The organism is Streptomyces sp. NPDC048590, assembly GCF_043199535.1.
Classification (GTDB): domain Bacteria; phylum Actinomycetota; class Actinomycetes; order Streptomycetales; family Streptomycetaceae; genus Streptomyces.
The window spans coordinates 14,470-36,615 of record NZ_JBICWC010000006.1; the positions used below are offsets into that span (position 1 = coordinate 14,470).

Genomic DNA, 22,146 nt, shown 5'->3' on the forward strand with positions numbered 1-22,146 from the left:
CAAGGTGCGGTATTCAGGGAGGAAGCGTCTCGTGAGCAGCAGGCCATCCCGAGGCGCTGCTCGCCTCGCAGCCATACTCGACGCCCTTCCGGACGGGCTCCTGCTCGTCAACTGCAACGGCACGGTCGTCAACGCCAACACCATCGCCCTCGAGATGTTCGAGACCCCGGGCACCGCGCTCGTGGGACGAGGACTGCTCGATCTGCTTCCGGAGTTCGACTCCAGGCTGATCCCGGGGTCGATGCGCAGGCCGGATGCTGCGGACGAGCAGGGCAGGACCAAGCCCACGCGGATGGTCGCGCGCCGCACCGACGGCACCGACTACCCCGTCGAGGTCACCAGCGCCTCCCTGGACAGCGGGCAGGCCGGCTACAACGACATCCACTCCAGCTACACCGGCGACGAGCTGCTCATGATCGTCGTACGGGACCTGTCCGGCACCGTCGACACCGAGGCCGAGCTGGCCCGTTCGCAGCGCCAGACCGAGATGATCCTGCGCGCCGCCTCCGAGGGCGTCGTCGGCACGGACACGGACGGCAGGGTCGTCCTGGTCAACCCCGCGGCCGCCCAGATCCTGGGCTTCCGCGCCAGCGACCTCGGCGGCAAGGAACTCCACCCGCTGATCCTGCACTCGCGTGCGGAGGGCGAGCCCTTCCCGTACGAGGAGTCACCCCTCGCCGACACCCTGCGGTCCGGTCGCAAGCACCGGGTGCGGGGACAGGTCCTCTGGTCCAAGAGCGGTGACCAGGTGCCGGTCGACCTGACGACCGCGCCGGTGCGGGACGGGGACCAGCTGGTCGGCGCCGTCATGACGTTCACCGACCGCAGGCCCTACGAGGAACTGACGCAGCAGCACACCGACAAGGTGTCCGAGCTGACCGAACGCCACGCCGCGGAGATCGCCGAGCTCACCGAGAGCCACCGCGCCGAGGTCGCCACGCTCACCGAGAAGCACGCGGCCGAGTCCGCCGACCGGACCGAGCGGTACGCCTCCGAGATCGAGGAGCAGACGGACCGCCTCACCGGCCTCGACGCGCGTCACACCCAGCTGACCGCGGTGCTCGGTGAGTCGCTGCGGGGGCCGTTGGAGGAACTGCGGGGCGAGCTCTCGAACCTCGCCGCCGACCCGGCCGGCCAGCTCTGGCCCGAGGCCAACCAGATCCTGCACCATCTCGCCGCGGGCTACGCGCGCATGACCACGCTCGTCGACAACGTGCTGAGCTACCAGCGCCTGGACGACGGCACCGAGGACCTCGTCAAGCAGCCGGTGCTGATCGACGCGGTGGTGACGGCGGGCATCGACGGCGCGGTCGAGCTGATCGGTCCCGGCCGGGCACAGTTCGCGGTGCACGCGCCGCCGATCGAAGCCGAGGTGGACGCGGGCAGGCTGATCACGGCCCTCGCCCATCTCGTCGCCGATGTGGCCGGTGTCGACTCGACGGGCAAGACGCGTCCCGTCCCGGGCGGCGGCTACGTGGACTCCACGGTCGTGGTGGCCGCGGCGCAGCGTGGTGACGTCGTACGGATCGAGGTGCGCGGGCCGTTCGCCGGCGGGGACCCCGTACACGTACCGATCGTGCGCGGCATCGTGCAAGCCCACGGCGGGGTGCTCCAGACGCACGAGATGCCGGGCATGAGCGGCAGCGCGTACGTCCTCGAGGTCCCTCTCGGGAAGGGCTCCGGGACGGTCGTGCCCGAGCCGCTCCCGGTTCCCGAGGAACTCGTGGCGGAGCCCGCCCCGCAGCCCGCCGCGGAGCCCGCCCAGGGCGGCGGCCGGCGCAGGGCGCGCAGGTCGTCGACCGACGCGTTCCTGGACAGCCCCCTCGACACGGCGGCCACGCCGGAGACCGCCGCCTCGGCAGCCGGGGAACCGACCGGCCGGCGCAGGGCGCGCCGGGAGCCCGAGGCCGCACAGGAGCAGCAGCACGAACAGGACGTGACCGCGCCTCGGCGGAGCGAGGGGTCCGGCCGCAGGCGCGGACGCCCCAGCCCCGCCGAGACGGACGCGGCGCCGGCAGCGGCGGACCAGCCCAGGCAGGCTCTGGCGCTCCCCGCCGCGGCCCCGGCCGCCTCGCAGGGCTCCGTCGTGACGGCGGCCGAGGGCGCCCAGGGGGCCCGTCCGCAGCGCGGGCGGACCGTGCCGCCCCAGGGGGTGCCGCAGAACCCCGCCGCCCGCTCAGGGCATCAGGGCTCCGGACATCAAGTTGGCGGCCGCCCCGCGCTGCCCGCTCTCGCCTCAGCCGAGGCCCCCGGCCGGCAGGAGCCGGCGGCGCACGAGCAGCCCGCGCAGCAGCCCGGAGGCCGACGTGCCCGGCGGGCCCTCGCCGCCGCCCAGGAGCGCGCGGCCGCGGAGGCTCCCGCGCAGGGTCCCCGTACGGCGTTCGCGCTGCCTCCGGCCGCCGCCGACCGGATTCCTCCGGTCGCCCCGGGCGCACCGGTCGTGGCACCGCCGTCCGAGGCGATGTCGGCGCTCTCCCCCGTCCAGCAGCCGGCCGGGACGGGATCCCACGGTTCCGAACGTCACGACGCCGTCGGGCCGGTGCCGGACGCCGACCACACCCCGCCGCAGCCGCACCCCGTGCCGTCCGGCCGCCGGAGGGCACGTCCCGCCCAGGAGTCGCCCGAGCAGCAGGCCAGGCCCGGTCACCCCGTACCCGGGCAGCCCCTGCCCGCCGTCCCCCCGCAGCCCGACTGGGCCGAGGAGGGTACGTCCCAGGTCGCCGCGGTGCCGGGCCCCGACGAGGTCGTCAGCCCCTCGGCCGACGAGTGGACGGCGCCCGGCTCCACCGCGCACACCACGGGCGCGGCCGCGATTCCCGCCGCTCCGGCTCCCGAGCCCAAGGCCGAGCCCGCTCAGGAACCGCACCCGGCCGACGCGGACGCCCAGGCGCCCGCACCGGAAGCGCACCCGGTGGAGACCGGACGCACCCCCGCCCCGGACGCGCGCCGCCAGCCGCTGCCGGCCGAGGCGCCCATGCCGGTGTCCTCGGACTCGACCCAGGGGCGCGCGTTCAGCGTGCGGACCCTGGGGCAGGGCGTGCCGTTCGCGCAGCACCTGGCGCATCAGCAGAACCAGACGCTGGGCGGCGCCGGGCGCCGCCGCAAGCTGGCCGCCCCGCCGGAACCCGAGCGCCCGGCGCCCGGTTCGGCCGTGGCCCCCGTACCTCCCCAGCCGGCCCCGGTGCCGCCGCAGCCCGCCGCCACGCAGGGCGGCACGGTGCAGGGTTCCGGCACGGGCCGGCTGCTCTCCGCGCCGGCGTCCGAGGGGCGTTCCTACGCGATAGGGGCACCCGACGAGGGCGCCGAGGGCCCCGAGCCGCTGGACGGCCCCGGTGGCGCGGTCGAGGTGGCCAACCAGCCCCAGCCGCAGCCCGTAGACGACGAGCTGCCCCCGGAGCCGCTGGACAACCCGCGCCGGCTCCTCGTCTGGCCTGCGCCGGACGTCTCCACCCAGCAGGCGCTGAGCGACCGCGGCTACCGGCCGGTGATCGTGCACTCCCGTGAGGAGGTCGACGCCCAGATCGCGGCGTTCCCCGCCGCGCTCTTCGTCGATCCGCTGACCGGGCCGATCACCCGTACCGCCCTGCAGTCCCTGCGGACGGCAGCCGTCGCCGCGGAGGTTCCGGTGCTGGTCACGGCCGGTCTGGGCCAGGCCACCAGGGAGGCGGCGTACGGCGCCGACCCGGCGGTGCTCCTCAAGGCACTGGCTCCGCGTGACAGCGAGCAGCATCCGCCCCGGGTCATGGTGATCGAGGAGCACGAGGAGATCGCGCTGGCGCTGACGGAGACCCTGGAGCGCCGCGGCATGCAGGTGGCCCGGGCCTCCGGGGACAGCGACGCGGTCGACCTCGCGACCCGGATGCGCCCGAACCTGGTGGTGATGGACCTGATGCAGGTGCGTCGCCGCCGCGCGGGGATCATCGACTGGCTGCGCGCGAACGGCGCGCTGAACCGCACCCCGCTGGTCGTCTACACCTCGGCCGGTATGGAGGAGGGCGACCTGGAGAGGCTCGCCTCCGGTGAGACGGTGCTCTTCCTCGCCGAACGGTCGACGAGCGACGAGGTGCAGTCCAGGATCGTGGACCTGCTCGCGAAGATAGGGACGAACTGACGTCGTACCGCCGACGCGCCCCGGGAGCACCGCACTCGCGGTGTTCCCGGGGCGCGCTGCTCAGAGCTGCGTGATGTCCAGCTCGCCCTCGGCGTACTGGCGGCGGATCACCTTCTTGTCGAACTTGCCCACGCTCGTCTTCGGCACCGCCGGGACGATCGTCCAGCGCTCGGGCAGCTGCCACTTGGCGACGGACTGGCCGAGGAAGGTCCTCAGCGCCGCGTAGTCGGCGGTGGCGCCCTCCTTGAGGACGACGGTGGCCAGCGGACGCTCGCCCCACTTCTCGTCGGGGACCGCGACGACTGCGGCCTCGGCCACGTCCGGGTGGGCCATCAGCGCGTTCTCCAGCTCGACGCTGGAGATCCACTCGCCGCCGGACTTGATGACGTCCTTGGCCCGGTCGGTCAGGGTGAGGTAGCCCTCGTCGCTGATCACACCGACGTCACCGGTCTTCAGCCAGCCGTCCTCGCTGAACTTGTCCTCGGGGCGCATGGCCTCGCCGTCCGCGCCGCCGAAGTAGGCACCGGAGATCCAGGGCCCCCGGACCTCCAGCTCGCCCGCCGACTCGCCGTCCCACGGCAGGAGTTCACCGGCGGGGCCGACCAGGCGGGCCTCCACGCCGGCCGGGAAGCGGCCCTGGGTGATGCGGTAGGGCCACTCCTCCTCGGCGGTGAGCCCGGCGGGCGGGTTGGACATGGTGCCCAGCGGGGACGTCTCGGTCATCCCCCAGGCGTGGCAGAGCCGGACGCCCAGCTTGTCGTACGCCTCCATCAGGGAGGGCGGACAGGCGGCGCCGCCGATGGTGACGTGGGACATGGAGCTGAGGTCGCGCGGGTTGGCGGTGACCTCGGCCAGCAGTCCCTGCCAGATGGTGGGCACGGCGGCGGCGTGCGTCGGGCGCTCCCGCTCGATCATCTCGGCGAGCGGCGCGGGCTGCAGGAAACGGTCGGGCATCAGCATGTTGACGCCGGTCATGAACGTCGCGTGGGGCAGGCCCCAGGCGTTCACATGGAACTGCGGCACGACGACGAGGGTGGTGTCCTTGTCCGTCAGCCCCATCGACTCCGCCATGTTGACCTGCATCGAGTGCAGGTAGATCGAGCGGTGGGAGTAGACGACGCCCTTGGGGTCCCCGGTCGTGCCGGAGGTGTAGCACATGGCGGCGGCCTGGCGTTCGTCCAGCTCGGGCCAGTCGTAGGAGGTGGGGCGGCCCGCGATCAGCTCCTCGTACTCGTGGACCCGGGGCGTGACACCTTCCAGCACCGAGCGGTCGCCGGGACCGGACACCACCACGTGCTCGACGGTGGGCAGATGGGGGAGCAGCGGTGCGAGCAGCGGCAGCAGGGAGCCGTTGACCAGGACGACCTTGTCGTCGGCGTGGTTGACGACCCAGATCAGCTGCTCGGCGGGGAGCCGCAGGTTCAGGGTGTGCAGTACGGCGCCCATCGAGGGGATCGCCAGATACGCCTCGACATGCTCGGCGTTGTTCCACATCAGAGTCGCGACCCGCTGGTCGCCGTCGATGCCGAGCTCGTCGCGCAGGGCGTTCGCCAGCTGTGTGGCGCGTACGCCGATCTCGGCGAAACTGCGCCGGTGCGGCTCCGGCTCGCCGGTCCAGGTCGTCACCTGCGACTTCCCGTGGATGGTCATCCCATGGGTCAGGATGCGGGTGGTAGTCAGCGGTACGTCCTGCATGGTGCTCAGCACGGCGTCCTCCCGGTGGGCGCTACGCGGCAGTAAGGGTTCGCTGATTCTGCTCACATACCACGCGGTATGTCGATACTTCCGGGAGTACGAATCGGAGCCGATCACGCAGGCGGCGGGGTTCCCGGGCCACCCGAGGGCGGGCGGGGCCTGGCACGGGCCTTCGACGCACCGGGGGCGCGGACGTCTCGGCGGTCGGGAGCGCGGACGCCTCAGGGATCGGGAGCGCGGACGCCTCAGGAGGTCGGGGCACGGACGTCTCAGCGCACCGGGCCGAGCTCCGGGTCCTCACGCAGTTTGCCGAGCGCCCGGGAGACCGCGCTCTTCACCGTACCGACGGACACCCCGAGAAGATCTGCGGTCTGCACCTCACTGAGGTCCTCGTAGTACCTCAGGACCACCATGGCCCGCTGGCGGTCCGGGAGCTTGAGCACCGCGCGCCACATCGCGTCGTGCAGGGACTGCTGCTCGGCCGGGTCGGGGGCCGGCGCGGCCTCCCGCTCGGGCAGTTCCTCGCAGGCGAACTCGTCGACCTTGCGCTTGCGCCACTGCGAGGTGCGCGTGTTCACCAGGGCGCGACGGACGTACCCGTCGAGCGCCCGGTGGTCCTCGATCCGCTCCCAGGCGACGTAGGTCTTGGTGAGGGCGGTCTGCAGCAGGTCCTCGGCGTCGCTCGGGTTCGCGGTCAGGGAGCGCGCCGTGCGCAGCAGCACCGGGCCCCGCGCCCGGACGTACGACGAGAACGACGGATACCGGCGGTGTCCCGTGGATGTGGCGGCCGCCCTGGAGGCGTCGGCGCAGACTGGCGTGGTCATGTCTCCACGCTAGGAGCGGGCCCCGCCGAGGGGATCGGCCCCAGGTCCCGAAGCCACGTCCGCCTCAGGTTGTAGGGCGGTCCCCGACTCCACCTCCTGAGGGTGGAGGGGGACACCCCCCGCAGTCAGGGTCCTCACCCCGGGGTGAGCGCCTCTTCCCCTCCACCCGCCCCGGAGGCGGCCCCCACAGGGCACCACAGGGGGCGGCCGGGCTCAGTCCGCCCAGAGCGGCGGGAAGATCACATAGAAGTTGTACGTGGCCTGCTCGATGTAGGTGAGGCGCCCCCCGGACACCTGGACCGTGTTGTTGTGGTTGGACGCCCCCGCGCCGACGGCCTGCTGCTGCGAGGTGGAGGCGTTGCCGGAGTTGTCCCCGCCGACACCGGAACCGAGGGTCGCCACCCCCGCGTTCGACCCGTCGCTCGCGAACGCACCGTTGTCGGCAGCGGCGACCCCTCCGAAAAGGGCTACGGCCAACGGAACGGCGGCGACCGCGGCCAGAGCGCGAGCAGTGCGGATACGTGCCATGTCATTTCCTCCAGGAACCGGGAACAGGGACAGAAACGGCTGGTTCCGGAGCAGTTGGCCGACCGCTCCGGACGGGTCGCGACGTCGCGGATGCAGAACTGCCCACCGCCTCGGCGGCGAACCACGCCTACCGGCCGATTCCCCCGCACGTATGAGGGAGGCCCCCTAAACCTCCCGTCCCGACAGCTATCCGCCCCGGGCGTTCGAACCCGCCCTTCCTTTTTTCGAACGTACGTACGAACATGGTGCCATGGCCACCATCGACCGGCAGACCTCCACCCTGGCCCTGGCCCACGCGCTCTCCGCCGCCGAGCGCGGGCTCCCCGTCTTCCCCCTGTCCGCCAACAAGCTCCCCGCCCTGCGCTCACCCCACCGCGCCGAGACCCCTCCCGCGCACTGCCGGGGTGCCTGCGGCCTGCCCGGCCACGGGGTCCACGACGCCACCACGGACCCCGCGACGGTCCGCGCGCTCTTCGCCGCCGCCCCGAGGGCAACCGGATACGGAATCGCCTGCGGCCGGCCACCGCACCGCCTCATCGGCATCGACCTGGACATCGACACCGCCCACGGCAACGACTCCGTCGCCGCGCTCCAACAGCTCGCCCTCCAGCACCTGTTCACCCTCCCGCCCACCGTCACCGTGCTCACGCCCAGCGGCGGCCGGCACCTCTGGCTGACAGGACCGCCCGGTGTCGTGGTCCCGAACTCCGCGAGCCGCCTCGCCCCGGGCATCGACGTACGCGGCATGGGCGGCTACCTCGTCGGCCCCGGCTCGGTCACCACCCACGGCCGCTACCGGCTCGCCCCCGGAACGGCCCACCTGGAGCCGGCGCCCTGCCCCCGCGCCCTCCTCCACCTCCTGACACCGCCTCCCCGCCCTCACCGGCACACGGGCCGGGCCACGCCGGACCGACAGGGGCAGGGCCTGGTCCAGTTCGTACGCGCCGCACACGAGGGCCAGCGCAACACCCGTCTGTTCTGGGCGGCCTGCCGCGCCTACGAACACGGCTTCGGCGACGCCCTCGCGGACGCCCTCACCGACGCCGCCCTCAGCACCGGCCTCACCGAACACGAGGCCCGCGCCGCGATCGCCTCGGCCGCCCGGCTGAGCACGCCGCGGGACGTCTCGTGAGCGGACGACGAGCCGCCGGTACGGGCCACCCTGCCGCCGCATGCCGGACACCCGAGTCCGGCCGCGGCGACTACCGCTTCCTGCGAATCGCCCGCTTCTTCGCCCTGGCCTCCTTCTCCTTGCGCTGCGCGACGCCGTAGGCCGACCACGGCCCCTGATGCTTCGCGCAGCGCGACGTGCCCACCAACGCGAGGTTCCTGCATGCCTTCCCGGCCCCCGTACGAGCACCACACCTGGGCTGAGACGCCATCACGTACCCCCTGACAAAGCCTCGGGAAATCCGGACCGACGCAGACTTCCGCATCTCACACAGGCTCAGTAAGGCGTACACACGGCCGCACGGGAGCACGCACCTGGCGGACACCGGAGGACAATGCCCCACCCATGTGCTTTCTCCCGCCCGACAGAAGCCTGGGCACCAGGGGGAACAGCGGTGACCGGCGAGCACGGGACATGGCGAAGGCCCCCGACCATATCGCCTGGTCGGGGGCCTTCTCGCGCTGCGGTGGGTGTGGGATTTGAACCCACGGTGACTCGCGCCACGACGGTTTTCAAGACCGTTCCCTTAGGCCGCTCGGGCAACCCACCCCGCGTCGTGCCGGGCCCGGAGGCCGGGTCGGCTCGATGCGTGGGACAGCCTAGCCGGTCAGCTGTCGCCCTTGCGCTCGCCCAGGGTGAGTTCGGCCGTGGCCGTCCTGCCGTCGCGCTTGTAGGTGAGCGTGACCTTGTCGCCCGGCTTGTGGGTCCAGATCTCGCCGATCAGCGTCGGGCCGCTCTCGACCACGGTGTCGTTGAACTTGGTGATCACGTCGCCGGCCTTCAGACCCGCCTTGGCCGCCGGGCCGTCCGGGGTGACGGCGGGGGTGCCGCCCGCGCCCTGGTCGGAGATGACGGCGCCGCCGGTCTTCTCCTCCATGGTCACCGTCGCGCCGATCACCGGGTAGACGGGCTGGCCCGTCTTGATCAGCTGCTCGGCGACGTTCTTCGCCTGGTTGACGGGGATGGCGAAGCCGAGGCCGATGGAGCCCGCCTGGGACTGGCCGACGCCGCCGCCGCTCGTCGACTGGATCGCGGAGTTGATGCCGATGACCGCGCCGCCCGCGTCCAGGAGCGGACCACCCGAGTTGCCCGGGTTGATCGAGGCGTCGGTCTGCAGGGCGCTCATGTACGAGTTCTTGTTGCTGGAGCCGTCCCCGGAGGCCACCGGGCGGTCCTTGGCACTGATGATGCCCGTGGTGACCGTGTTGGAGAGGCCGAACGGTGCGCCGATCGCGATGGTGGAGTCACCGACGGCGACCTTGTCGGAGTCGCCGAGCGCCAGCGGGGTCAGCCCGTCGGGGGCGTTCTTCAGCTTCAGCACCGCCACGTCGTAGCCCTGGGCGCGGCCGACGACCTCGGCGTCGTACTTCTTGCCGTTGGAGAACGTCGCGGTCAGCTGGCCGCTGTCCGCCGCGGAGGCCACCACGTGGTTGTTCGTGAGGATGTGGCCCTCCTTGTCGTACACGAAGCCCGTGCCCGTGCCGCCCTCGCCGTCGCCGGACTGCGCGTCGATCGTCACCACGCTGGGCAGCGCGCTCGCGGCGACCCCCGCGACCGTGCCCGGGTCACGCTTGAAGTCCTTGGGGCTGTTGGCCGCGGCGACCGTGGTCGAGCCGGCCGAGGAGTCGTTGCTGTCGGCCGCCCAGTAGCCGAGGGCTCCGCCCACACCACCCGCGACCAGGGCCGCCACGACCACGGCGGCGACCAGGCCGCTCGCGCGGCGCTTGCGCGGGGGCTCGGCGTCCGGGTGCGCGGGGGCTCCCCAGGCCGGAGGGCTTCCGCCGTCGGCGTACGAGGGGATGGCGGGAGGAGGCGGCGGCCAGGCCTCGGGGTCCTGCGAAGGCTGCTGCGGGTAGGTGTGCGGGTCATGCCCGGCGGCGGGCTGGCCGACGCCCTCGTGGTGCGTCGCGGCCGGAACCTGGGCCGTCGGCGCGTCCGCGGGTGCCACGGCCGGGGCGTCGGGCGCGGGCGAACCCCCCTGCGGGGCGCCCTCGGGAGCGGCAGCCGGCACGGGAGGTGCGGACGGGACGGGCGGTACGGACTGAGCCGCGTTGCCCTCGTTGCCCTCGTTCTCGGTGCTCACAGCTCTTTACTCCTAGGTTCCACTCGGCATTCGGCAAGAGATCCGCTGTGTACGTGTCTGCGGTCAGCTTTTCCCATAACACGTCAGGCCACTGTAAGCAGGACCTGTGCATCCGCACACCAATCTTTACATCAGGCAAAACGGTCGCACGTGACAAGGTGTCGGCATACGACGCGTCCCGGTGACACGATGTCGCGGTGACCCACGCACGCCTACCCTCCGAACAGCCCGCCATCCAGGTCATCGCCCACCGCGGAGCGTCCGACGACGCCCCCGAGCACACCTTGGCCGCGTACCGGAAGGCCGTGGAGGACGGAGCGGACGCCCTGGAGTGCGACGTCCGCCTCACCGCGGACGGGCAGCTGGTCTGTGTGCACGACCGCAGGGTGAACCGTACGTCGAACGGGCGGGGCGCCGTGTCGGCGCTGGAACTGGCCGACCTGGCAGCGCTCGACTTCGGTTCCTGGAAGGACCACGAGGAGTCCCCGGAGTGGGACCCCGTGCCGGGCGAGCTGACGTCCGTACTCACACTCGAACGCCTCCTCGAACTCGTCCACGAGGTCCGGGCCACCGGGCGGCCGCTCCAGCTCGCCGTCGAGACCAAACACCCCACACGCTGGGCCGGACAGGTCGAGGACCGGCTGCTCCAGCTGCTCAAGCGCTTCGGCCTCGACGCTCCGCCCGCGGACGGGCCGTCCCCGGTGCGTGTCATGAGCTTCTCCGCGCGCTCCCTCTACCGCATCCGGGCCGCGGCCCCCACCCTGCCGACCGTCTTCCTGATGCAGTTCGTCTCACCGCGCATGAGGGACGGCCGGCTGCCCGCCGGGGCCAGGATCGCGGGTCCGGGGATGCGGATCGTACGCAATCACCCCGGGTACATCGAACGGCTGCACAGGGCGGGCCACCGGGTGCACGTCTGGACGGTGAACGAACCCGAGGACGTCGAGCTCTGCGTACGTCTGGGAGTGGAAGCAATCATCACGAACCGCCCGAAGCAGGTCCTGTCACAACTTGGCCGCTCTTAACCACCCTCACCAGGGGTGCACCGGCGCATTCGCTCCGCAATCGATCGTTACGAGTGCATCACTGCCCCGGCTTTGGCCGGTTTCCGGCGGAGTGCAGAGGGGCATTCACTCCGTGGCGTGGGGCGAAGGAGGTCTCGGGGGTGGCGTTTGTGGTGGCACAGGAAGTGCCCGCGTCGTCGAGCATGGCCGTACCCCATGGCCCTGCGGGCGTGGGACAGGCGAGACACCGTATGCGCGAGCAACTGCGCGGCAACGGGGTCCCGGACACCGTGGTCGACGACGCTGTACTGATCCTTTCCGAACTCCTCAGCAACGCCTGCCGGCACGGCAGGCCGCTGGGGCGGCACTCCGACGTGGGGGACGGCGACATCCGCGCCGCATGGCGCGTGGACGGCAGAGGCGCCCTGACCGTCGAGGTCACGGACGGCGGCGGCCCGACCAGGCCGGTCCCGGCCACACCGTCGGTCACCGCCCGGGGCGGCCGCGGGCTCAACATCATCAGCGCCCTGGCCCAGGAGTGGGGCGTACGCGACGGATCGTCGGGTGAAGTCACGGTGTGGGCCCAGGTCTCCACGGACCACAGGTCCGGCGGATTCGCCCTGGCGCCGCCCGGACACATGAGGTCCGCGCGCCGCGACCGGTCCGGCCCGGGCGGCGGGGAAGGGCCGGGCTCCCGGGAGGGCCGGGCCAGGCTCACCGGGCTGGACGGCATCAGCGGTTTCGGATCGCTCGACGGACTCGAGCTCGCCGACGTCCTCGACGCCTTCGACGACGCGGGCTGAGAGCGGCCGGAGGGTCGTCCGGGAGCGGCGGGGGTGTGGGCCGAGGGCGGTCAGGGGGACGGCGTACCGGAGCCGGGCCGAGGCGGTGCCACGACAGGTGTGCCACGGCGCCGACAGGGGCGGCTAGGCTCGCGCCGAGACCGCACTGTCGCAATCGGGAGAACGCCCACCATGGCCAAGAAGCGCCCTCAGTCCAAGGCCGGGAAGCCGCAGCTCAAGGACGGTGAAATCCCGGTCGTCGGAGCTCGTGAGCCCTGCCCGTGCGGCTCGGGCCGCCGCTACAAGGCCTGTCATGGACGGGCAGCCGCCCACGCCGTGACCGAGCTGGTCCAGCGCCCCTTCGAGGGAATCTCCGGCGAGTGCGACTGGATCGCCCTGCGCGAACTGGTCCCCGCCGCCACCGTCGCACTCACGCTGAAGGGCGGCCTCCCCGAGGGCGTGCCGTCCGTCTCCCTCGCCACGGTCCTTCCGATGGCCTGGCCGGCGCTGCGCCGCGACGACGGATCCGTTCTGCTCGCCCTGCAGAACGACACCTCCTCCGGTGACCTCAGCCGGGACCTCGCGGACACCCTCCAGCGGGCCTTGGAGGCCGAGCCCGGTTCGCCGGTCACCGCGCGCCGGGTGCCCGCCGACGGCCCGCGGCTGCAGGACGTGCTGGACCCCGAGGCGCCGTTCGAGCCGGACGTGCACTCCGGATTCGAGTTCTGGGTCCCGGACGCTTCGAACGCCACCGCCGAGGTCTCCGCCTCCCTGGAGCGTGCCAACGCGGCCGCCATCCCCACCACCCGGCTCTCCGGCGTGGACGCGGCCTACTGGTGCGAGACCCCCGAGAAGAACCACCTGCGCTGGGTCATGCCGCACCCCGAGGAGCAGCTCCTCGACGCCCTCGCCAGGCTGCACGCGGCGGGAAGTTCCTCGCTCGGCGACGGAACCCGTCTGGTGGGTTCGTTCCGCGCCCACGGTCTGATGGTCCCCGTCTGGGACCTGCCCAGCACGATGGGCGCCGAGGAGTGCGAGAAGCCCGCCGCGCAGTTCGCCGAGCGGCTCGCCGGGGCTCTCGCGTCCGACGCTCCGCTCACTGCCGACGAGCGCAGGGCACGCGGTGGGCTCACCAACCGCCAAGTGACGCTCAGCTGACAGTGACGAGAGCCGGGGCCCGACGGTGACTCCCGTCACAACTCCCGGTACCCGCCGGTAAATCACTGTCCGAATAGGCCAGATCGAATTTGCGCACGGCAGATCTCTTGTTACGGTTCAGGAAGTCCGGTCGCTGGTGCATCCCCCGTCGCCAGCGGCCGGACGTTCCCGTTTCCGGGCCCGGACGCCCGAGCGCACGCCGGAGCGCGACGCACGCGGGCAGCCTGCGCAGACCCACCGGGTGAGCGCCCTCCCGGGCCTCCCTGAATCCGCCTCGCCCCAGGTCCCGACACCTGCCGGACCCCCGCGGACGTGCAGGCGCCACCGCACGCCGGGAGTGCGCGCCCCGGATCGCCTCTCCCACAGGTGGCCGCTTTCGGACATTAATCAGGGAGCTGCTGCCGGTTGCCCGCGAATACCGCGGGGCGCGGAGGAAACATTCACATCGGCATCACCGTGCGCACCGTCATGGTCACATCGCGAAAGAGCGTCAGAAATACCGCGAGCACGGTCATTTCTCGTCGGTAATGGCAACGGCACGCCCGGACCTCCCGCCCAGCCGTACGGACCGGGCGGCCCGGCACCCCCGCCCGGGGCTCCGGGGATGCCTTCACGGCCCGGAGCCCCGCCCCCCTTCGGACAGGGGCGCCAATCCGCCGAAGGACCGGCTCCGAGAGCACGGTGACCCGACATCAGTTCCGTCGGGCTGCCGCACCGCCGCACGAACGGGCCTGCTCGACCCTGATCCGTCGGACAGGCCCGAGTTCAGTACGCGAGCCGACTGCCGCCGTCCGGAGCCCCGTTGCTCGCTTCGACGAGGGCGTCCAGGACCGACTCGACGTCAGGGAGCCAGAGCTCGGCGTCCCCCGCCGCCGGCGGGCGTTCCCAGCGCACCTGCCCCGTGCCCGCCTCGGACGGGGGCAGGACGAGATACCCGCCCTCCCCGTGGAACCTGAGCGAGCTGGGCACCCGGTCCTGGGCGTGCAGCAGTTCACCGAGCCGCTCCAGGGTGTACGGGGCGACCAGCAGGGACCATCGGGTGGGTGTCGCCACCACAGGACCGATGCGCAGCCCCATGCCGTCGAGCGCCGTCAGCGCCCGGGCGCCGGCCACGGCCGGCAGGCTCAGCGCACAGGGCGCCCTGCCACCGGTGGCCAGGACGACGGGGGCCGCGGGCCGGTTGGTCCACCACCAGCGCACCATGCGCGCGTCCGTCGTGGCGGCGAGGATGCCGGGGTCGAAGGGGTGTGCGCCGGGGACGGCGCACTCGGGGTCGGGACAGGCGCAGCCGCGGCCGCGTTCGCCGCGCACGGCCCCCGCCGCCAGGCCCACTCCGGGGAGTACGGGCCACTTCCGAGCCGTGGCGAAGATCAGCGCCGCGTCGAGCTGTGCGGAACTTCCCTTGCGGCGGGGCCGGTGCCTGCGTCGCCTTCCGAGGATCTCGCGCATGAGCGCTCGTTCCTTTCCGTTGAACGCCGAGGTCCACATCGCACCACGTGTTCGTCACACCACGCGTGCGTGTCTTCGCTGTGCGTACATGCTCATCGGGTCTGCGGTACGGCCGGACAGCCGGTGCCGTGCATGAGCCGAGCGGAGCCGAGTGGAACCGAACAGAATGGAGCTGAGCTGATTCGAACCGGGTTGTGCCGAGCCGAGTCCAGTCAAAACTTCGCGCGGTCGGCGTGCGCACCGCGCGCGCCGCCCCTTGTGCAACCACGCCACTCTGCGGCGGTGGGCGGGCGGCCGTCATCAGTAGGGACGCCCGGGTCGACTGTCGGGTTCCGGGCGGTCACAAGTGCCCCTGACCATCCACGATTACGTACCCAGCATGCCCGGGATGACGCTCCCTCCGGCATTTCACCCCGAGGGTGCTCCCTGTCGAGCGGTCCCAGTCGACCCCAGAAGGCGCTCCGGGGGTACATTTTTCGGCCAAGTTAGCCATCTGGTGGAGCCCTCTCGCGGCGCCACAAATACCGCCAGGACAATGCTGGACATCGCCTTACTTGTGCGTGTACATGTGGGGACGTGTACATGTGGTTGCACCGATAGCGGCGCAGCACGACATGGGGGTTTGCGATGCTATTCGACAGAACACGCCGGTCGGAGAGCCTACTGCCATGAGCGCCCCCCACCTTCCGAAAGTGGCTGGAATCGACCCCATGGTTCCCGTTTCAACGCACACTGCCGCGCCCACGGAAGCCACAGCCTCCGCCCCCGGAGTCTTCATCCAGGACCGGCTGGCCGGGTGGGTCTCCGACCTGACGACACTGCACGAACTGACCGAACGGCTGGCCGGAACCAGCTCCCTCGACGACGCCCTGGACGAACTCCTGAGCGCGGGAGCGGCGCTCGTGGGCGCCGGCCGCGGTCTCCTCGTCCTCGAGCCCGCCGACGGCCGCGGGCCGTCCCGCACGCTCGGGCTGAACCTCTCCCACTCCGACCTCGGTCACATCGAGACCCTTCCGCGCGGAGCCACCGCCCACGGCCGGTTCCTCGACGGCCTCCCCGGCGCGGACGTCCCCCTCGCCTGCCCCGACCTGCTCGCCGACGCCGATCTCGACCCGCTGTGCCGCGAGGTCGCCGGGCGGCTCGGGTACGCCGCGAGTTACACCCTGCCCCTCTCCACCGGGACCGCCGGGCGGCTCGGCGCCGCGGTCTGGCTCTACGACGAACCGGCCGAGCCGCTGGAACGCCAGTGCCATCTCGTCGGTGTGTACTCCCGCTACGCCGCCGAGCATCTGGCCCGGCTTCTCGAGCTGGAACGCACCCGGGCCGACTCCGCTCTCATCGCCGAGGAACTGCTCCCCCGCAGACTGCCCCGGACCCCCGGAGTACGGCTCGCCGCGCGCCACCTGGCCGCCCCCGGAGGCGGCGGCGACTGGTACGACGCGCTGCTGCTGCCGGACAGCGCGCTCGGACTGGCCGTCGGTTCGGTCGGCGGCTCCGGGCCCGCCGCGATGGCCGCCACGGGCCGGCTGCGCGCGGGGCTCCGCGCCTACGCGGTGATGGAGGGCGAGGATCCCGTGGCCGTCCTCTCCGACCTCGAACTGCTCCTCCGCCTGACCGAGCCGGCCACCGCCGCGACCGCTCTCTACGCCTACTGCGAGCCCGGCCGGCGCACGATGGCTCTGGCCGGCGCCGGGCACACCCCTCCGCTGGTGACGGGGGAACGGCGGACCGAGTTCGTGGAGACGACCCTGTCCGCACCGCTGGGCATGCTCTCCTGCTGGGAGGCGCCCAGCGTGGAGTTCACACTCCGCCCCGGCGAGACGGTGCTCCTCTACACCGACGGCCTGCTGCGCCGCACCGGCGACACCATGGACCGGGCGTTCGCCCGGCTCCGCTCCGCCGCGGCGGGGGTGCCGAAGGACGTGCGCCAGGACCCCGGGGCCGTCGCGGACCACATCCTGCGCACGCTACTGCCGGAGGGTGCGGACGGCCGGGGCGCCGTCGGCGAACCGTCCGACGCCGTCCTGCTGGCCGCGCGCTTCGACTGAGCGCGTCTCCCGGCCCTCCGGCCCGGCGAAGAGGTCTTCCGGCACTGGGCCGCCCTTCCGCACGCCCGTACGATGGGTTCGGTCCAGTGTCGTACAAGGAGGACATAACGTGTCTGAGGAGCTCGCCCCGGAGACCCCGGAAGCAGCGGAGACAGAGCCGATCAAGCAGCGGAAGAACGGCCTGTACCCGGGCATTTCCGATGAGCTCGCCGAGAACATGAAGTCCGGCTGGGCCGACACCGAGCTGCACGGCCTGGAGCCCATCGCCCAGGCCTCGCACACCGCCGACCGCCGCGCCGCGCTGTCCGCGCGATTTCCCGGTGAGCGGCTCGTCGTCCCCGCGGGCAACCTGAAGACGCGCTCCAACGACACCGAGTACGCCTTCCGCGCCTCCACCGAGTACGCCTACCTCACCGGTGACCTCACCCAGGACAGCGTCCTGGTGCTCGAGCCCACCGACGGCGGCCACGAGGCGACGATCTACCTGCTGCCCCGTTCCGACCGCGAGAACGGCGAGTTCTGGCTCGACGGCCAGGGCGAACTCTGGGTCGGCCGCCGCAACTCCCTCACCGAGGCCGAGCAGCTGCTCGGCATCCCCGCGAAGGACGTCCGCGAACTCCCCGCCGCGCTGGCCGAGGCCACCGGCCCGGTGCGCGCCGTGCGCGGGCACGACGCGGCCATCGAGGCGGCCCTCACCGACAAGGTCACCGCGGAGCGCGACGAGGAGCTCCGCGTCTTCCTCTCCGAGGCCCGCCTCGTCAAGGACGCCTTCGAGATCGCCGAGCTGCAGAAGGCGTGCGACGCCACGGCGCGCGGCTTCGAGGACGTCGTGAAGGTTCTCGACAAGGCCGAGGCGACGAGCGAGCGCTACATCGAGGGCACCTTCTTCCTGCGCGCCCGCGTCGACGGCAACGACATCGGCTACGGCTCGATCTGCGCGGCCGGCCCGCACGCCACCACGCTGCACTGGGTCCGCAACGACGGCGCGGTCCGCCCCGGGGAGCTGCTGCTGCTCGACGCGGGCGTGGAGACCGACGCGCTCTACACCGCCGACGTGACCCGCACGCTGCCGATCAACGGCACGTTCTCGCCGCTCCAGCGCAAGATCTACGACGCGGTGTACGAGGCCCAGGAGGCGGGGATCGCGGCAGTGAAGCCCGGCGCCGGTTTCCGCGACTTCCACGACGCCGCCCAGCGGGTCCTCGCCGAGAAGCTCGTCGAGTGGGGCCTGCTCGGCGACATGTCCGTCGAGAAGGTCCTGGAGCTCGGCCTGCAGCGCCGCTGGACCCTGCACGGCACCGGTCACATGCTCGGCATGGACGTCCACGACTGCGCGGTCGCCCGCACCGAGTCGTACGTCAACGGCACCCTGGAACCCGGGGTCTGCCTCACGGTCGAGCCGGGACTGTACTTCCAGGCCGACGACCTGACCGTCCCCGAGGAGTACCGGGGGATCGGCGTGCGGATCGAGGACGACATCCTGGTGACCGAGGACGGCAACCGGAACCTGTCTGCGGCGCTGCCGCGCCGGGCCGAGGACGTCGAGGCGTGGATGGCCGCCCTCAAGGGCTGACCTCCGGCACGACCACGCGCGAGGGTGCGCTGCTCAGGACACCATGAGCAGCGCACCCTCGCGCCATTTGAGGATCTTGTCGAAGCTGACCACCGCGCCGCGCCCCGGTCCGTTGCCGAAGTGGACGTGGTCGGCGAGCTCCTCGATCAGGCAGAGTCCCCGGCCGCTCTCCGCCGTCTCCGGCGGCTGCACCGCGGCGTACCCGGGCGACGCGTCGCTCTCCGGATGGGCGGCGGAAGGGTGTGCGGCGGTGCGAAGCGTGCGCCGGGAGGAGAAACCCGGCCCCGAGTCGGCGACTTCGATACGGCACATCTCGCCGTCCAGATACGCGGTGACCCGGTACTGTCCGCAGGACTTCCCGGTCGCCCCGTCGAGGGCGTGAGCGGATCCCTGTTCTCCCGTCTCCTCCACCCGGCTCTCGCCGCCGTGTTCCACGGCGTTCGCGCAGGCCTCGCTGAGCGCGACCGAGAGGTCGTAGGAGATGTCCGGATCCACCCCCGCGGTCTCCATTGTTCCGAGCAGGAAACGACGGGCGAGCGGAACGCTCGCAGCGTCGCGCCGCAAATGGAGTGACCACCACATGCTCATGCTCCAGCCTCCTGGCTGCGGCTCGACATACCGTTACGTATTGCCGAGATGAGCGCTCCGTAAGCACGGATCCGCTGTGAGAGCCCTCATTCGGCGGATGTGGATATTCCGCTCGCAGGTGTATGCGGGCCCCCGACAGGCCACGTACAGCTTCCGGACACGCCTCGGGCCGAGGCCGGGAAGTGCCCCATGAACAGGTGCAACACCACCTGATCACCCCCCGATGCGGACGGATGCCGACCTTCCGGACCTGCCGTACGGAGGGCGGGGTCGCAGTGGGATGATGACCCGGCCATGTCTATGCCTGTCGCACGCGCCGGAGCCGGTATGCGGCTTCTGAGGACCGCGGTGTTCGCCGCGGTCTGCGTCGTGCTGGCCGCCGCCGGGCACGGGCTGGCCTCGGGCATGACCGTCTCCGGGTGGACCCTGCCGGCCGGGTTCGCCGGGATCTTCGCCCTCGCCGCCCTCTTCGCGGGACGCGAGCGGACGCTGCTCGCGATCACCACCGCCCTCACGGCCGGCCAGGTGGCCCTGCACGTCCTCTTCGGGCTCGGACAGCACACCGCCGCCACCGCTGCGGGCTCCGGCGACGCCTCGCTGATCCGCTTCGCCGCCGGCCTGGTGTGCGGCGCGGGACCGGCGCAGCTGAGCGCCGGCGAGGCCCATCGCATCGTGACCACTGCGGGACTCGACCCGACGGCAGTGGCCCAGGGTCACACACATCTGGCGGGCGGGGCGGCGGCAGCCCATGACGCCGCCTCCGCCGTAGCCCCGACGTTCCTGTCGACGGTGATGTCCGGACTGCCGGGCCTGCCCATGTTCCTGGGCCACCTGCTCGCCGCGCTGGTCACCGGCTGGCTGCTGCGCCGGGGCGAGATCGCCCTCTTCCGGCTCGTCGCGCTGTCGGCGCAGGGCGGCAGGGAACTCGCGGCGGCGGCGAGGCTGCGCGCGCTGCGGGCGGCCATGGCACTCGTGCGCGCCCTGCGTGCGGGACTTCCGGGACGGCCCACGACGGGGCCGCGCCCTCTCCGCAGGTCGGCGGAGGCCGCCGCACCGGCCTCCGGGGACCCTCTGCAGCACATGGTGATCAGGCGCGGGCCGCCGCCCGTATACGTACGCGCAGCCTGACACGACTCCTCCTCCGGTGATCCGGTGATCCGGTGACGAGGCGGGTCGTGATGCCGTCGCGCATCCGCGCGCCGGACCACCCTTTCCCGTGACCTGTGGAGTGATCCCTGCCATGAACGTTTCCCGTATCGCCCTCGTCGGCGGCGTCGCCGCGTCCACCGTCCTCCTGCTCGCCGGTACCGCCTCCGCGCACGTCACCGTGCAGCCGCAGGGCGAGGCCGCCAAGGGCGGCTACGCCACGGTCAACTTCAAGGTTCCCAACGAGCGCGACAACGCCTCCACCACCAAGCTCGAGGTGAACTTCCCGATGGACCACCCGCTGGCGTCGGTCAGCCCGCAGCCGGTGGCCGGGTGGAAGATCGAGGTCACCAAGAGCAAGCTCGCCGAGCCGCTCGAGGTCCACGGCAAGAAGATCGACCAGGCCGTCTCCAAGGTGACCTGGACCGCGGACGGCAAGGGCATCGAGCCCGGCTTCTTCCAGCAGTTCCCGCTCTCCGTCGGACAGCTGCCCGAGGACGCGGACCAGCTGGTCTTCAAGGCGCTCCAGACGTACAGCAACAAGGAAGTCGTCCGCTGGATCGAGGAGCCCACCGCGGGCGGCGAGGAGCCCGAGAGCCCCGCGCCCGTCCTCGCCCTGTCGGCCCCCGCAGGCGACGCCCACGGCGCCGCGGCGGACGCCAAGAGCGGCGACGCCGACAAGGCGGAGAAGACCACGACGGTGGCCGCGGAATCCACGTCGGACACCGACAGCACCGCCCGGGTCCTGGGCATCGTGGGCATCGTCGTCGGTGTCGCCGGGGTCGCCTTCGGCATCCTCGCCGGCCGCCGTCGCGCGGCCTGATCCCACCGGCGCCACCACCCGCATTTCACAGATCAGGAATCACGTTCCCCATGCACAGCAAGAAGAAGGTGCTGGCCGCGGCGCTCGTCGCCGTGGCCGCACTGACCCTGTCGGCATGCGGAAACGGAGGGGACTCGGCGGACAACTCCGTCGCCGATGTCTCCTCCGAAACCGCGTCCAAGCCCGCGACCGTGCTCGACCAGCCCTTCGCCAAGCCGGATCTCGTCCTCACCGACACGCACGGTGAGAAGTACGACCTGCGTGAACGGACCAAGGGCAAGCCCACCCTCATCTACTTCGGCTACACCAACTGCCCCGACGTCTGCCCGCTGACCATGAGCAACATCGCGCTCGCCAAGCGGGCCCTGCCCAAGGCCGAGCAGAAGGAGCTCCAGGTCGTCTTCGTCACCACCGACCCCGAACGGGACACCCCGGCGTCCCTCGGAAGCTGGCTGAAGGCCCAGGACCCTGAATTCACCGGCCTCACCGGTGACTTCTCCGCGATCCAGGCGGGAGCCCGGTCCATCGGAATCGGTATCGACCCGCCGAAGAAGGAGAAGGACGGCACGGTCGTCTCGATGCACGGCTCCCAGGTCATCGCGTTCTCCCCGAAGACCGACAAGGGATACGTGCTCTACAGCGAGGACACCACCGCCGAGGACTACACGAAGGACCTCCCGAAGATCGTCAAGGGGGAGACCCCGTGAACCGCCGCACGACTCTCGCCGGAGCCCTGGTCCTCACCACCGGGCTCGCCCTGTCGGCATGTTCCTCGGACAGCGCACCGCACCTCGAGGTCACCGGCGCCTTCATGCCGCAGCCCGTCAGCGACATGGCGGCCGGATTCCTCCTCGTGAAGAACAGCGGCGGCTCCACCGACCGGCTCACCTCGGTGACCAGCTCGCTCTCCGACCATGTCTCCATCCACGAGACGAAGGACCAGAAGATGCGCATGGTCTCCTCCTTCGAGGTGCCCGCCGGCGGCGAGCTCGACCTCGAACGGGGCGGCAACCACATCATGTTCACGGATCTCAAGCAGCAGCCCAAGCGAGGCGAGACGGTCTCCGTGGAACTGCACTTCGAGAAGGCCGACCCCATCAAGGTCGACATCCCCGTGAAGGAGACCACCTACAACCCGAAGAAGAGTTGAGGTACTGACACCC

General features: G+C 71.9%; 18 protein-coding genes and 1 tRNA gene. 12 read left to right on the forward strand and 7 right to left on the reverse strand.

Features of this window, described 5'->3' with window-relative positions:
- Positions 1 to 31 precede the first annotated feature (31 nt).
- On the forward strand, positions 32 to 4,111 hold the full coding sequence (locus tag ACGFNN_RS18545; RefSeq protein WP_393557124.1) for a PAS domain-containing protein: 4,080 nt from the start codon (positions 32 to 34) through the stop codon (positions 4,109 to 4,111).
- A 60-nt stretch (positions 4,112 to 4,171) separates the two neighbouring features.
- Here ACGFNN_RS18545 and ACGFNN_RS18550 read toward each other — a convergent pair whose 3' ends face one another.
- The 3 genes from ACGFNN_RS18550 to ACGFNN_RS18560 all read right to left on the reverse strand — a co-directional run bounded on the left by ACGFNN_RS18550 (position 4,172) and on the right by ACGFNN_RS18560 (position 7,158).
- A complete protein-coding gene (locus tag ACGFNN_RS18550) occupies positions 4,172 to 5,818 on the reverse strand; it encodes a long-chain fatty acid--CoA ligase (protein ID WP_362663330.1) in 1,647 nt (548 codons plus the stop codon).
- A gap of 257 nt (positions 5,819 to 6,075) precedes the next feature.
- The gene (locus ACGFNN_RS18555) at positions 6,076 to 6,630 is read right to left on the reverse strand and encodes a SigE family RNA polymerase sigma factor (protein ID WP_393557126.1); all 555 of its coding nucleotides are present in this window, start codon (positions 6,628 to 6,630) and stop codon (positions 6,076 to 6,078) included.
- A 213-nt stretch (positions 6,631 to 6,843) separates the two neighbouring features.
- Positions 6,844 to 7,158, reverse strand: coding sequence for a hypothetical protein (locus ACGFNN_RS18560; protein ID WP_393557128.1), 315 nt, complete (start codon positions 7,156 to 7,158; stop codon positions 6,844 to 6,846).
- Positions 7,159 to 7,408: 250 nt separating this feature from the next.
- On the opposite strand from ACGFNN_RS18560, the gene ACGFNN_RS18565 reads away from it, so the two are divergent.
- Both ACGFNN_RS18565 and ACGFNN_RS18570 read left to right on the forward strand, forming a co-directional pair.
- The gene (locus ACGFNN_RS18565) at positions 7,409 to 8,290 is read left to right on the forward strand and encodes a bifunctional DNA primase/polymerase (protein WP_393557130.1); all 882 of its coding nucleotides are present in this window, start codon (positions 7,409 to 7,411) and stop codon (positions 8,288 to 8,290) included.
- On the forward strand, positions 8,287 to 8,430 hold the full coding sequence (locus ACGFNN_RS18570; RefSeq protein WP_393557132.1) for a hypothetical protein: 144 nt from the start codon (positions 8,287 to 8,289) through the stop codon (positions 8,428 to 8,430). The genes ACGFNN_RS18565 and ACGFNN_RS18570 overlap by 4 nt, the downstream gene beginning before the upstream one ends.
- Positions 8,431 to 8,793: 363 nt before the next feature.
- Here the strand turns inward: ACGFNN_RS18570 and ACGFNN_RS18575 are convergent.
- Positions 8,794 to 8,878: transfer RNA gene (locus ACGFNN_RS18575), tRNA-Ser, on the reverse strand.
- Between the two features lie 58 nt (positions 8,879 to 8,936).
- The gene (locus ACGFNN_RS18580) at positions 8,937 to 10,412 is read right to left on the reverse strand and encodes a S1C family serine protease (RefSeq protein WP_393557134.1); all 1,476 of its coding nucleotides are present in this window, start codon (positions 10,410 to 10,412) and stop codon (positions 8,937 to 8,939) included.
- 197 nt (positions 10,413 to 10,609) lie between these two features.
- Between ACGFNN_RS18580 and ACGFNN_RS18585 the strand changes: the two genes are divergently transcribed.
- From ACGFNN_RS18585 to ACGFNN_RS18595, 3 genes are all read left to right on the forward strand, one after another.
- On the forward strand, positions 10,610 to 11,437 hold the full coding sequence (locus tag ACGFNN_RS18585) for a glycerophosphodiester phosphodiesterase (RefSeq protein WP_362545519.1): 828 nt from the start codon (positions 10,610 to 10,612) through the stop codon (positions 11,435 to 11,437).
- Between the two features lie 230 nt (positions 11,438 to 11,667).
- Entirely contained in the window at positions 11,668 to 12,219 is a 552-nt protein-coding gene (locus ACGFNN_RS18590) for an ATP-binding protein (RefSeq protein ID WP_393557136.1), read from the forward strand.
- Between the two features lie 171 nt (positions 12,220 to 12,390).
- Positions 12,391 to 13,356, forward strand: coding sequence for a DUF5926 family protein (locus ACGFNN_RS18595; protein ID WP_362663141.1), 966 nt, complete (start codon positions 12,391 to 12,393; stop codon positions 13,354 to 13,356).
- A 765-nt stretch (positions 13,357 to 14,121) separates the two neighbouring features.
- Here ACGFNN_RS18595 and ACGFNN_RS18600 read toward each other — a convergent pair.
- Positions 14,122 to 14,805, reverse strand: a complete 684-nt coding sequence (locus ACGFNN_RS18600) for a bifunctional DNA primase/polymerase (RefSeq protein WP_393557138.1) — start codon at positions 14,803 to 14,805, stop codon at positions 14,122 to 14,124.
- Positions 14,806 to 15,419: 614 nt separating this feature from the next.
- On the opposite strand from ACGFNN_RS18600, the gene ACGFNN_RS18605 reads away from it, so the two are divergent.
- On the forward strand, positions 15,420 to 16,853 hold the full coding sequence (locus ACGFNN_RS18605) for a PP2C family protein-serine/threonine phosphatase (RefSeq protein WP_393557140.1): 1,434 nt from the start codon (positions 15,420 to 15,422) through the stop codon (positions 16,851 to 16,853).
- 109 nt (positions 16,854 to 16,962) lie between these two features.
- A complete protein-coding gene (locus tag ACGFNN_RS18610) occupies positions 16,963 to 18,426 on the forward strand; it encodes an aminopeptidase P family protein (protein ID WP_362545510.1) in 1,464 nt (487 codons plus the stop codon).
- Between the two features lie 33 nt (positions 18,427 to 18,459).
- Here ACGFNN_RS18610 and ACGFNN_RS18615 read toward each other — a convergent pair whose 3' ends face one another.
- On the reverse strand, positions 18,460 to 19,014 hold the full coding sequence (locus ACGFNN_RS18615; RefSeq protein WP_393557142.1) for an ATP-binding protein: 555 nt from the start codon (positions 19,012 to 19,014) through the stop codon (positions 18,460 to 18,462).
- Positions 19,015 to 19,308: 294 nt separating this feature from the next.
- On the opposite strand from ACGFNN_RS18615, the gene ACGFNN_RS18620 reads away from it, so the two are divergent.
- The 4 genes from ACGFNN_RS18620 (at position 19,309) to ACGFNN_RS18635 (ending at position 22,133) form a co-directional block, all read left to right on the forward strand.
- Positions 19,309 to 20,142, forward strand: a complete 834-nt coding sequence (locus ACGFNN_RS18620) for a hypothetical protein (RefSeq protein ID WP_393557144.1) — start codon at positions 19,309 to 19,311, stop codon at positions 20,140 to 20,142.
- A 112-nt stretch (positions 20,143 to 20,254) separates the two neighbouring features.
- Positions 20,255 to 20,983 carry a YcnI family protein gene (locus ACGFNN_RS18625; RefSeq protein WP_393557146.1) on the forward strand — a complete coding sequence of 243 codons (729 nt, stop codon included), beginning with the start codon at positions 20,255 to 20,257 and terminating at the stop codon, positions 20,981 to 20,983.
- A 50-nt stretch (positions 20,984 to 21,033) separates the two neighbouring features.
- Positions 21,034 to 21,690 carry an SCO family protein gene (locus tag ACGFNN_RS18630; RefSeq protein ID WP_365092688.1) on the forward strand — a complete coding sequence of 219 codons (657 nt, stop codon included), beginning with the start codon at positions 21,034 to 21,036 and terminating at the stop codon, positions 21,688 to 21,690.
- Positions 21,687 to 22,133 carry a copper chaperone PCu(A)C gene (locus ACGFNN_RS18635; RefSeq protein ID WP_362545495.1) on the forward strand — a complete coding sequence of 149 codons (447 nt, stop codon included), beginning with the start codon at positions 21,687 to 21,689 and terminating at the stop codon, positions 22,131 to 22,133. Before ACGFNN_RS18630 ends, ACGFNN_RS18635 begins: the two co-directional genes overlap by 4 nt.
- Positions 22,134 to 22,146 lie beyond the last annotated feature (13 nt).

What these genes read in the sequence shown, in the direction of transcription:
- ACGFNN_RS18555 (WP_393557126.1), bottom strand. Translation starts at nt 6,630, where the DNA reads ATGACCACGCCAGTCTGCGCCGACGCCTCCAGGGCGGCCGCCACATCC.
- ACGFNN_RS18560 (WP_393557128.1), bottom strand. Translation starts at nt 7,158, where the DNA reads ATGGCACGTATCCGCACTGCTCGCGCTCTGGCCGCGGTCGCCGCCGTT.
- ACGFNN_RS18565 (WP_393557130.1), top strand. Translation starts at nt 7,409, where the DNA reads ATGGCCACCATCGACCGGCAGACCTCCACCCTGGCCCTGGCCCACGCG.
- ACGFNN_RS18590 (WP_393557136.1), top strand. Translation starts at nt 11,668, where the DNA reads ATGCGCGAGCAACTGCGCGGCAACGGGGTCCCGGACACCGTGGTCGAC.
- ACGFNN_RS18595 (WP_362663141.1), top strand. Translation starts at nt 12,391, where the DNA reads ATGGCCAAGAAGCGCCCTCAGTCCAAGGCCGGGAAGCCGCAGCTCAAG.
- ACGFNN_RS18600 (WP_393557138.1), bottom strand. Translation starts at nt 14,805, where the DNA reads ATGCGCGAGATCCTCGGAAGGCGACGCAGGCACCGGCCCCGCCGCAAG.
- ACGFNN_RS18605 (WP_393557140.1), top strand. Translation starts at nt 15,420, where the DNA reads ATGGGGGTTTGCGATGCTATTCGACAGAACACGCCGGTCGGAGAGCCT.
- ACGFNN_RS18615 (WP_393557142.1), bottom strand. Translation starts at nt 19,014, where the DNA reads ATGAGCATGTGGTGGTCACTCCATTTGCGGCGCGACGCTGCGAGCGTT.
- ACGFNN_RS18620 (WP_393557144.1), top strand. Translation starts at nt 19,309, where the DNA reads ATGTCTATGCCTGTCGCACGCGCCGGAGCCGGTATGCGGCTTCTGAGG.
- ACGFNN_RS18625 (WP_393557146.1), top strand. Translation starts at nt 20,255, where the DNA reads ATGAACGTTTCCCGTATCGCCCTCGTCGGCGGCGTCGCCGCGTCCACC.
- ACGFNN_RS18630 (WP_365092688.1), top strand. Translation starts at nt 21,034, where the DNA reads ATGCACAGCAAGAAGAAGGTGCTGGCCGCGGCGCTCGTCGCCGTGGCC.